The organism is Candidatus Synechococcus spongiarum SH4, from assembly GCF_000586015.1.
GTDB classification, from domain to species: Bacteria; Cyanobacteriota; Cyanobacteriia; order PCC-6307; family Cyanobiaceae; genus Synechococcus_B; species Synechococcus_B spongiarum_F.
Genome location: NZ_JENA01000046.1, coordinates 1 through 9,636, shown reverse-complemented (window position 1 = coordinate 9,636; position 9,636 = coordinate 1). Strand labels below are relative to the sequence as shown.

General features: G+C 64.7%; 11 protein-coding genes and 1 pseudogene. 5 read left to right on the top strand and 7 right to left on the bottom strand.

Annotation, left to right across the window (positions count from 1 at the left end):
• The 4 genes and pseudogenes from BG35_RS0103595 to BG35_RS0103580 all read left to right on the top strand — a co-directional run.
• The coding region (locus BG35_RS0103595; protein WP_025781744.1) for an SUMF1/EgtB/PvdO family nonheme iron enzyme at nucleotides 1-483 on the top strand (483 nt) is incomplete at its 5' end.
• An 8-nt stretch (nucleotides 484-491) separates the two neighbouring features.
• Nucleotides 492-1,504: pseudogene (gene egtD / locus BG35_RS14090) on the top strand (L-histidine N(alpha)-methyltransferase).
• A gap of 6 nt (nucleotides 1,505-1,510) precedes the next feature.
• Complete coding sequence (locus tag BG35_RS0103585) at nucleotides 1,511-1,756, top strand: hypothetical protein (protein WP_025781743.1); 246 nt, start codon at nucleotides 1,511-1,513, stop codon at nucleotides 1,754-1,756.
• 6 nt (nucleotides 1,757-1,762) lie between these two features.
• Nucleotides 1,763-2,248 carry a hypothetical protein gene (locus tag BG35_RS0103580; RefSeq protein ID WP_025781742.1) on the top strand — a complete coding sequence of 162 codons (486 nt, stop codon included), beginning with the start codon at nucleotides 1,763-1,765 and terminating at the stop codon, nucleotides 2,246-2,248.
• Nucleotides 2,249-2,251: 3 nt separating this feature from the next.
• Here the strand turns inward: BG35_RS0103580 and BG35_RS0103575 are convergent, their stop codons facing one another.
• The 7 genes from BG35_RS0103575 to BG35_RS0103545 form a co-directional block, all read right to left on the bottom strand.
• Nucleotides 2,252-2,515 carry a DUF8660 family protein gene (locus BG35_RS0103575; protein ID WP_025781741.1) on the bottom strand — a complete coding sequence of 88 codons (264 nt, stop codon included), beginning with the start codon at nucleotides 2,513-2,515 and terminating at the stop codon, nucleotides 2,252-2,254.
• A 90-nt stretch (nucleotides 2,516-2,605) separates the two neighbouring features.
• On the bottom strand, nucleotides 2,606-4,132 hold the full coding sequence (lysS, locus tag BG35_RS0103570) for a lysine--tRNA ligase (RefSeq protein ID WP_071994774.1): 1,527 nt from the start codon (nucleotides 4,130-4,132) through the stop codon (nucleotides 2,606-2,608).
• A gap of 19 nt (nucleotides 4,133-4,151) precedes the next feature.
• On the bottom strand, nucleotides 4,152-4,982 hold the full coding sequence (gene rpaB / locus BG35_RS0103565; RefSeq protein WP_071994775.1) for a response regulator transcription factor RpaB: 831 nt from the start codon (nucleotides 4,980-4,982) through the stop codon (nucleotides 4,152-4,154).
• 105 nt (nucleotides 4,983-5,087) lie between these two features.
• Nucleotides 5,088-6,422, bottom strand: coding sequence for an ABC transporter substrate-binding protein (locus tag BG35_RS0103560; protein ID WP_236619764.1), 1,335 nt, complete (start codon nucleotides 6,420-6,422; stop codon nucleotides 5,088-5,090).
• Nucleotides 6,415-7,014: a hypothetical protein gene (locus BG35_RS0103555; protein ID WP_152535153.1), complete on the bottom strand. Its 600-nt coding sequence runs from the start codon at nucleotides 7,012-7,014 to the stop codon at nucleotides 6,415-6,417. Before BG35_RS0103555 ends, BG35_RS0103560 begins: the two co-directional genes overlap by 8 nt.
• On the bottom strand, nucleotides 7,011-7,802 hold the full coding sequence (locus BG35_RS0103550; protein WP_025781736.1) for a rod shape-determining protein MreC: 792 nt from the start codon (nucleotides 7,800-7,802) through the stop codon (nucleotides 7,011-7,013). The genes BG35_RS0103555 and BG35_RS0103550 overlap by 4 nt, the downstream gene beginning before the upstream one ends.
• A gap of 21 nt (nucleotides 7,803-7,823) precedes the next feature.
• Complete coding sequence (locus BG35_RS0103545) at nucleotides 7,824-8,870, bottom strand: rod shape-determining protein (protein WP_025781735.1); 1,047 nt, start codon at nucleotides 8,868-8,870, stop codon at nucleotides 7,824-7,826.
• 212 nt (nucleotides 8,871-9,082) lie between these two features.
• On the opposite strand from BG35_RS0103545, the gene BG35_RS0103540 reads away from it, so the two are divergent.
• Nucleotides 9,083-9,469: a single-stranded DNA-binding protein gene (locus BG35_RS0103540; protein ID WP_025781734.1), complete on the top strand. Its 387-nt coding sequence runs from the start codon at nucleotides 9,083-9,085 to the stop codon at nucleotides 9,467-9,469.
• Nucleotides 9,470-9,636: the final 167 nt, after the last annotated feature.

Sequence of the window (9,636 nt, the reverse complement as noted above, 5' to 3'; positions counted from 1 at the left end):
TGGGAGTTCACCCTGGAGGGCCGCCGTCCCCTTGATCCCAGCAGGCCGGTGCGGCATCTCTCCTGGTTTGAAGCGGATGCCTATGCCCGCTGGGCCGGTGCTCGCCTGCCTCTGGAAGCGGAGTGGGAAACCATGGCCCGGCAGGCGCCGTGCCGTGCCGGCCAATGGCTGGATGGACGCCATCTCAAGCCCCGGCAGGCCACAGTGTTGCCGGGGCCGGAGTCCCCGGTGGTTCAGCAGGTGTTCGGGGACCTTTGGGAGTGGACAGCCAGCCCCTATCGCCCCTATCCGGGCTTCCAGGCCGCAGCGGGAGCGGTGGGCGAATACAATGGGAAGTTCATGAGCTCGCAGTTTGTGTTGCGGGGCGGCAGTTTCCTCACACCTGCTGAGCACCATCGATCCACCTATCGCAATTTCTTCCCGCCCCGGAGTCGCTGGATGGCCTCCGGTCTCCGTCTGGCCCGGGATGAAGCATCCCTGTGACGAGCTTGATGAGCAGCAGCCCTACTCTTCTGACGCGCCCGGAACTGATCGACCTGCATCCCGGTCCTGGCGACGTGTGCGCCGCCGTGGAGCAGGGCCTGGCCAAGCGACCCCGGCAACTTCCCCCATGGCTGCTCTACGACCAGGAGGGCTCCCGGCTCTTTGAGGCCATCTGCCAGCAGCCGGAATACCATCTCACCCGTCTGGAGAACCACCTGCTGCAGCGCCATGCGCAACACATTCGGGACTGCTGCGCAGGGCATCGCGGCGGGGCGCCGATCACGGTTGTGGAGTTTGGCGCCGGCGGCGCCCGCAAGGTGACCCCCCTCCTGCACGGCCTCCGGCCCGCCGCCTATGTGGCCCTGGACATCAGCGCAACCCATGTGCATACCGCCTGCATCGGACTCCAGGCGCTCCACCCCCAGGTGCCCATGGTGGCCGTCTGTTGCGACTATGGGCGCCTGCCCGCCCTGCCGGATCATCCCCTCCTGGCCGGGCAGCGGCTGGGCTTCTTCCCCGGCAGTTCCCTGGGGAATTGCTCCCCGCCAGCGCCGTGGCCCTCTTGCGTCACATGGCCACCCTGCTGGGGCCTGGGAGCCTGTTGCTGCTGGGCATGGACCAGCCCCGGAGCGTCGCGGCCATGGAGGCGGCCTATGACGATGCCGCAGGGGTTTCCGCCCGCTTTGCCCGCAATCTGCTGCTGCGCCTGAACCGGGATCTGGGGACCGATTTTCAACCCCGACACTTTGGCTACCGGGCCCACTGGGATGCCAGCGCCCAACACATCGAGATGGCCCTGGTGAGCCAGCGGGATCAGGTGGTGTCCATTCCCCCGTTGCAGACGGTGGTTCACTGGGCCGCCGGCGAAAGGCTCATCACCGAGCACAGCCACAAATGGGGACCGGAGGCAGTGCAGGCCATGGCTCAACAGGCGGGCTGGCGTGGGGTGGGGCGCTGGTGTGACAGCCAGGATCGCTTCAGCCTCCATTTAATGGAGCATGGTTCTCTCTCGCAATGCTGATCAGCTATGGGACAAGCGGAGCAACGGGCCATTGCCCACCGTGTGCAGCAGGAACTTTCTTCCGAACTGGAGGCTTTGTATCGGGGAGTGTTTGACCGGATGAGCCGGGAGACCCTGGGAGAAGGGGCCATGGCCCGTCTCACCCAGTTGATTCTCCGCTCCCGCGATGGGGCGCTCTCGCCTCTGCAGAAGGCCATGGCTCCTGCTCCCGCTGCCCACGACCTACAGGACGAGTCACCCCGGGATCCCTGAGCAACCATGGCTTCACAACACTGGTTCGACGATCTCGACCACAAACTGGATACATGGTTGGATACATGGCTGGCCCGCCACCCCGGCCAGGGGGCGCTGCTGGAAGAGGAGGAACGCAATGGGGCCCAGTCGGCAGGGCCAGGTCAGCGGCTGCGGCTGCGGCAGGAGGCGGGGCAGTTACGGAACGTTCTTCTCCAGCAAGGGGAGGCCATTGGACTCTGGCGCCAACGTGGGCAAGAGGCCTTGACAGGCCACGACAGTACCCTGGCCCGCCAATGCGCCGACCATGAGCGCCGCTGCCGCCGGGAGGGGCAGGTGATGTGGGAGCGTTTGGAGATGATCGGATCCTTGTCCCCGGAGGAGTGGCATACCACCACCGCTCGGGGCGGTTGGCGGGTGACGGAAGCTTCTGTCTCCCTGCAGCAGGCCTGGGCCAATTTCGTGGTGGAGCGGGAGCTGCAGGAACTGCAACGTCAGGCCGGCAAAGGCTGAGATTCAGCGGGTTGGGGCACTGGGATCAAGGCTGACGCCATCCGGGGGTGGGGTGTCGTCGGGATCGGCAATCAGCATGTGCTGCAGCACGATTTCAGGTCGTTCACTGTCCCGCCAGCGAATCCTGTAGGCGGGCATTTTGGTGCCGCGGCTGGTGGCCTGCTCAACAGGCTCCATGACCCAGCCCCGCCGGGACCGCCCCTGGGGATTGCGCTTAATCACCGCATCAGCGTGCTTGAAACGGAACCCGACGCGTTCACCGCTCATGGTGGAAGAACCTCCAGCTTGCTCAAGAGGGACGCAATGTCCATTGTCAGATTATCTCTTGCCGGGCGTGGGTCTTCAGCTTCTCTCATGTCATCCCTCCTCGTCCGTGGGTCGCAGCAAGGGGAAGGCAATGACGTCGCGGATGCTGGGGGAATCGGTCAACACCATGGCCAGGCGGTCGATGCCAATGCCCAGACCACCGGTGGGGGGCATTCCGTATTCCAGCGCCGTGAGGAAGTCCTCATCCACCCCCTGGGCCTCCGGATCCCCGGCAATACGGCGTTCCTGCTGGGCTTCCAGCCGCTGGCGCTGTTCCAGGGGGTCCGTGAGTTCACTGAAACAATTGGCGGTCTCCCGGCCGGCGATGAACAACTCGAAGCGCTCCACCAGCCCCGGTCGACTCCGGTGCGGTCGGGCCAGAGGAGAGATCTCCACGGGATAGTCCAATACGAAGGTGGGTTGCATCAACCGGGGCTCCACCTGTTGTTCAAAGGCTTCATTCAGGAGGCGGCCCAGGCTGTCAGCCGTGGGGGGAACCTCCAGACCAGCCGCGGCCATGGCGTCGCCGGCCTCGGCGACGCCGGAGAACCGCTCGAAGTCAAGACCTGTTGCCTCCCGGACCAACTGGTGCATCGTGGCCTGACGCCATGGGGGCGTCAGGTCGATGGTCCGGCCCTGCACCTCCAGGACGGTGGAGCCGCACACCTGTTGGGTGACGGTACTGATCAGATCTTCCGTCAGTGTCAGCATGTCCCCATAGTCGCAATAGGCCCGGTAAATCTCCACCGAGGTGAACTCCGGGTTATGGCGGGTGCTGATGCCCTCGTTGCGGAAAATGCGCCCCAACTCGTAGACCCGTTCGAAGCCCCCCACGATCAACCGCTTGAGGTGGAGTTCCGTGGCAATGCGTAGATAGAGGGGTAGATCCAGGCTGTGGTGATGGGTCTGAAAAGGACGGGCATCGGCGCCGCCCGCCTCCGCCTGCAGCACCGGCGTCTCCATCTCCAGAAAGCCCTTGTCGTCCAGGTAGCGGCGGATGGCGCCCACCAACCGGGCGCGGCGACGCAAGGTCTGACGGGTCTGGGGCGTCACGATCAAATCCAGGTAGCGCTGGCGGTAACGCTTTTCCACGTCCGTGAGGCCGCGCCATTTGTCCGGCAGGGGGAGCAGGGCTTTGCTGAGCATTGTCCAGCGCTGCACCTTCACGGACAGTTCGCCACGGTCCGTGCGCCGCAGGATGCCCCACACCCCCAGCACGTCCCCGCTATCCACAAGACCCGTGATGTGGGCAAAAGCCTCCGAATCCTCCGGCATCCCCTGGGCCAGAGTGGATCTCTCAATGAAGAGTTGAATGGCGCCCGTCTCGTCCTGCAACCGGAAGAAGGCCAGCTTGCCCAGCACCCGCCGCGCCATCACGCGGCCCGCCACCTGAACGGCAACATCCCGCTCCTCGCCTTTGGGCAGGTCGCTGTGGTCCCGCTGAAGATCCTGAAGCTGATGGCTGGGGGCAAAACCCGGCCCATAGGGCTCGTAGCCCAGTTGGCGCAAGGCGTTGGCTTTTTGCAGGCGCGTGGCGCGTAACTCGGACAAGGATGCAACCCGGACACTCCTGGCCATCTTGCTGGTCCGGCTGCCCTCAATCGCTGGTGGGGGAAACACTGGTGACCCCTTGGGAGACATAGCCTGTTCCCCGCACGGTCAGGATCAACTCCGGATTGCGGGGGTCCGGTTCCAGCTTGTTGCGAAGTCGGGCCACATAAACGTCCACCACCCGCAGATTGGTGGCCTTGCGGGGCGGATAGCCCCAGAGCTCCTCCAGGATGGTGGCCCGGGGCACCACCGTCCCCGGTTCACGGAACAGGAGTTCCAGCAAACTGAACTCCGTGTAGGTGAGCCCCAGGCGCTCCCCCTTGCAGGTCACCTGACGGCGGTTGGTGTCAATCACTAGGTGCCCGGCGCGGATGATGCCGGTCTGGTGATGGGCCTTGGGTTGAACGGAAGATTGGGGCGCGACGGCCGCCTCATGGCGGCGGAGCACGGCGGCAATGCGCATCTCCAGTTCACGGGGCGCGAAGGGCTTCGGCAGGTAGTCATCGGCCCCCAACTCCAGACCGGCCACCTTCTCGTTGGGTTTGTCCAGGGCCGAGACAATAATGATGGGCACAGTGGATTCGGCCCGGATCTGGCGGCAGACGCCAAAGCCGTCCAGCTTGGGCAGCATCACGTCCAATACCACCAGGTCCGGTTGTTCCCGGTAAAACCTGCTGAGGGCCTCTTCCCCGTCCGCAGCCAGGATGACCGTATAACCGGCCAGGCGCAGACGGGTGTCCAGGATGCGCCGCACGGCAGGCTCGTCATCTACCACCAGCAGGCGTTTGCAAGACGTGGAGACCGCCCCCTCGGTCTCCTCAAGCGATGGGCCATCCCCTTGGGGTTGCCGGGGGCCTGGCCAACCGTTCACGCCCATGGCCACCGGAGACGTGCTGGGCTGGGACTCCGACTCCATCAACGCAGGACTTGCAGTTCTTTACAAAGCCTACAGACTACGATCCGCCCATGGCGTCCACAACGATCACGGGGACTGGCGCCCATGGCGGTTCCATGCAGCGGCAGCGGCCTCCACAGCCTCTTCAGGGGAAAGTTGGCCCAGCATGGCCTGCTGCAAATGGTTGTAGATCACAGCTTGCAGTTGCTTGATCTCCGGATCTGCGGGAACCAGCACACGGGCGCTCTCCAGCGCGCCAAGACTGGTCTCCTGGGCAGACAGGGCCTGGGCTGTGACGTCATCCTCCGGGGTCAGGCGCTGCCGGGCCTGGCCCACATCCTGCCGAAGGGCAACCATGGCCTCAGATGCGGAGGGGAGGGCGCCGGACGCCTTGGCAAATTCGTACTGGTTGGCGGGATTGGTCAGGAACAGGGCAAAATCCACCGCCTCTTCCGGTTGATCGGATTGCTCCGGGACCACCAGGTTCATGACGGCCACGTTGGCGCTGCCGTCGGGTCCGGTCAGGGGCGGGGCCACCTGGGTGCGGGCCGCCACGGCGGGGGCATTGGTGCGAATGGTGGCGAGTGACGCCCCACTGGTGGACAGAAGGGCCAAATCACCGGATTGATAGAGTTCAATGGCGCGGCGATGGCCCTGGCTCACCACCTCCCGGGGCAGCAGGCCACGGCGATAAAGATCCGTCCAGAAGGCGAAGGCGCGCCGACCGGCAGGGGTATCAAAAGCTGCCCGCTTCTGCTCGTCCAGCAACTTCACCCCCATCTGCACAAAGGACTCCAGGATTTCCGTGGAATCCTCGGGCGCCACAGAGACAAACAGGGCATGGCGCCCCGTAGCTTGCTTGACCGCCTCCGCAAAGGCTGGCAGGTCCTGCCACCGGGTCGGTGGCTGACGGTAGCCGGCGGCCGCCAGCAACTCCCCGTTCGCCAGGGTAATGCGACTGGTGAGATACCAGGGGATGCCGAAGGTTCCCATGGGACCTGTGCTGGCCTGCCATGCCCCGTCCAGATACCGGTCCCGTTCCTCCGGGCTCACGTGCTCATCCAGATTCAGCAGTCCGCCCCGGCTGGCCAGTCTGGCTGCAAATTTGGGGTTCAGGTTCACCACGTCCGGTGCGGTGCGGGCAAACACGGCGGCCAGCAGCTTCTGCTCCACCGCCCCCCAGGGAATATCGGTCCAGCGCACGTCAATATCGGGATTCCTGGCCTCCCACTGCTCCACCAGCCCATTCAGGTAGGGGTCAAACCTGGGGGAGAGTTGGAGTGTCCAGACCTCCAGTTGTCGCGCCGGGGGACGGGCGCCACAGGCCTGCAGCGCCAGGATCAACGGAAGCAGCAGCATGGGGCGCCATGGGGCGCCATGCCGGTTTCCGGGGCGGAGAGAGGAGAGGGAACGTTTAACCATGGCGGGTCTGATCCAGTTGACACCACAGCCGCAGCAACAGGGTGCCCACAATCGGCGCCAGGAAGCCGGTCACAAGGGCGGCGGCAATGGTTCCATGAAAGCCTGCGTTGGCGATCTCCCGACCAAACCAGCCCGCCGCCGCCACGTCACTGGAGAGGATGCCGGCCCCAGGCGGGGCATGGCCGGAGCGGGGGTCGGCCAGGAGTCGCAACTGCATCATGACGGTGACATCAACGAGGAGGGAACCAAGGGTGGCCTGGACGGCCATGGCGGCAGGGTTGGGGAGGCTGATTTTTCTGGGTCTGGCTTGACGTCCCCAGAGCCAGGCCAGCAGCGCCAGGCCATAGAGGGGTGTTGCGGCGCCAATGGTCATGGTCTCCAGGGCAAAACCCAGGATGCAGGCGCCTGCCAGTCCGGCAATAGGTCCCTGGGACCATGCCCAGGGCAGCAGCCACAGGACCAGCCAGTTGGGGCTGGCCCCGGCCAGCCTGAGCCAGCCGGGGGACAGGAAGGACAGCAACAGCGCCACAAGACCGGTGGCGCCGCCAACGCCAACGAGCACCTGTCGGGGCCAGGCTGGGACAGGTTTCACGGGGCCGCTTCCGGCAGGCCTTGAAGCAACACCTCGGCCCACTCAATGGCGTCGATGGGGGCGCTGGGCTGGACCACGGCTTCAGGGGAGGGGGCCCGGTTGCGATCAACATTCTGCACCACACCCACAGGAATGCCACCGGGCACCAGGGTGCTGGCGGACGAGGTCACCACCACGTCCCCCGGAATGGTGCGGGGATTTTCCGTGAGGAAGCGCAGCACTGGACGGCCGGACCCAAGGCCGCTGAGCAGGCCGTGGTGATTGGTGCGGGTCACCAGGACGCCGATGCGGCTGGTGGGATCCGTAATGAGGGTGACCTGGGCCGTGTTCATGGTCACGGCGGTGATTCGACCGATCAAGCCCCCTGGCGCCACCACCCCATGGCCAACGCGAATGCCGTGACGACTGCCTCGGCCCAGGGTCAACTGGCGCCACCACACTGCCGGACTGCGGCCAATGACCGGCGCCTTCAAACCGCTGCCCCGGGGGATGGCGGACGGCAAACCGATCAACTCCTTGATGCGCCGGTTTTCCTTTTCCAGAAAGATGAGCCGCTCCATATTGGCCACCTCTTCCGCTTCCCGCACCCACTCAAACTGGGTTGGCCCCGGCCACAGGGGACGAGCAAGGACGGCGTAAGTCTCCACCAGCACCCCGCCAACCCCTTGGCGCATGGGGCTGGCCAGGGCAACGGTCAAGGCAATGGTCCCCAGGGACAACAACAACCGGATCCGTTGTTGTCTGGCCCGCCTTGAACTCTGCCGAAACTCGTTGCGCAGGAGGGCCATGGTCCCGGGCTCAGTGGGCCATCAACCGAGGGGCCTCCTCAGTTGATCATTGGTATCCAGAACCCTGCTCAACTGGCTGTAGTTCTCCAGGACACGGGCGCAGCCCAGAACCACGGACTCAAGAGGGCTCTCGGCAATGTGGGTGACAATCCCTGTCTCACGGGCAATGAGGTCACTGATGCCCCTCAGCTTGGCGCCCCCTCCCGCCAGCATGATGCCCCGTTCGGCAATATCGGCCACCAGTTCGGGAGGCGTGCGCTCCAGCGTCTTCTTGATCAGGTCCACAATCATGACCAGGGATTCCGACATGGCTTCCCGCACGTCGCCGCAGGAAACGGTGACGGTGCAAGGGAGGCCGGAAACCATGTGAAGACCACGCACGTCCATAGTCATGGAGTCGAATTCATCGCTGGGGAGCGCAGATCCCATGCGGAATTTGATCTCCTCCGCCGTGCGCTCGCCAATCAGCAGGTTATGGGCTTTCTTCAGGTACCTGCTGATGGCGCCGGTCAGCGCGTCTCCCGCCACCCGCAGGGACTCGCAGATCACAATGCCCCGCAGACTGATGACCGCCACCTCGGTGGTGCCGCCGCCAATATCCACAATCATGGTTCCCACCGGCTCCACCACGGGCAATCCGGCGCCGATGGCCGCGGCCATCGGTTCATCAATGAGATAAACCTCGCGGGCGCCCACCAGGGCCGCATCTCGCAACGCCCGGCGCTCAACGCCTGTCACGCCGCTGGGGATGCCGATCACAAGACGGGGCGCCATGAACTTGCGTCCGTCGTTGCCTTTCTCGATAAAGCTTTTGATCATCAACTCGGTGGCGTCAAAGTCCGCAATCACCCCATCCCGGAGGGGGCGAATGGTGCGGATGTTCCCCGGGGTGCGCCCCAACATGCGGTGGGCCTCACTGCCGGCATCGATGAGCTTTCCCGTGTTGACGTCAATGGCCACAACAGAGGGTTCCGAGAGCACCGTACCCTTCCCAGCGATGTAGATCAGCGTGTTCGCAGTGCCCAGGTCGATCCCGACGTTGCGAGCGAGGCTGAAGGGGCGAATCATGAGGAAAAGAGGAATGTGTGCGGATCCAAGACGTCACAGGATCCCGGTTACGATGGGAGAGGAGGGAGATCTTGGCCCAAGGAGCTGTGACTGCCCCATCATAAGGCCAGCCCGATAGCCTGCGACACATCCAACTGTGGGGGAACCCTGAGAGGGGCAGCCCAGCCGCGGCTGACCCGTCCTTCAACTCACTCGTCAGGAATCACTGCACCATGAGCGTCAACTCCATCACCCTCGTCGGCCGGGCCGGCCGCGATCCCGAGGTTCGCTACTTTGAATCGGGAACGATGGTGGCCAATCTCACCCTCGCGGTCAACCGCCGCAGCCGGGAGGAGGAGCCCGACTGGTTCAACCTTGAAATCTGGGGTCGCACGGCCCAGATCGCCGCGGACTACGTAAAAAAGGGATCCCTTCTGGGTATTGTCGGCTCCCTCAAGCTGGACCACTGGAAGGACCGCAACAGCGGTGAAGAACGCTCCAAACCGGTGATTCGCGTGGATCGGCTGGAGCTGCTGGGTTCGCGCCGGGATAACGGGGCAGCCATGGCTGCAGAGGAACCCGCCCCCGCCGGCACAGGCGAAGAGGAGGCCCCCTTTTAGGCCTCCCGGCCCCGGCTCCCCGTTCCTCAGAGGTGGGGGCTGCGGGCGCGCCGCAGCATCCGCAGCCCCACAAAGGCGGCCAGGCTCAACAGAATCAAGACCAGGATCACCTTGGCGGCGGCGGAGACAGGTTCCAGCCATATCTCCACCTGCTCATACCCGCTCCC

What these genes read in the sequence shown, in the direction of transcription:
- BG35_RS0103585 (WP_025781743.1), top strand. Translation starts at nt 1,511, where the DNA reads ATGGGACAAGCGGAGCAACGGGCCATTGCCCACCGTGTGCAGCAGGAA.
- BG35_RS0103580 (WP_025781742.1), top strand. Translation starts at nt 1,763, where the DNA reads ATGGCTTCACAACACTGGTTCGACGATCTCGACCACAAACTGGATACA.
- BG35_RS0103575 (WP_025781741.1), bottom strand. Translation starts at nt 2,515, where the DNA reads ATGAGCGGTGAACGCGTCGGGTTCCGTTTCAAGCACGCTGATGCGGTG.
- lysS (WP_071994774.1), bottom strand. Translation starts at nt 4,132, where the DNA reads ATGGCCAGGAGTGTCCGGGTTGCATCCTTGTCCGAGTTACGCGCCACG.
- rpaB (WP_071994775.1), bottom strand. Translation starts at nt 4,982, where the DNA reads ATGGGCGTGAACGGTTGGCCAGGCCCCCGGCAACCCCAAGGGGATGGC.
- BG35_RS0103560 (WP_236619764.1), bottom strand. Translation starts at nt 6,422, where the DNA reads ATGGTTAAACGTTCCCTCTCCTCTCTCCGCCCCGGAAACCGGCATGGC.
- BG35_RS0103550 (WP_025781736.1), bottom strand. Translation starts at nt 7,802, where the DNA reads ATGGCCCTCCTGCGCAACGAGTTTCGGCAGAGTTCAAGGCGGGCCAGA.
- BG35_RS0103545 (WP_025781735.1), bottom strand. Translation starts at nt 8,870, where the DNA reads ATGATTCGCCCCTTCAGCCTCGCTCGCAACGTCGGGATCGACCTGGGC.
- BG35_RS0103540 (WP_025781734.1), top strand. Translation starts at nt 9,083, where the DNA reads ATGAGCGTCAACTCCATCACCCTCGTCGGCCGGGCCGGCCGCGATCCC.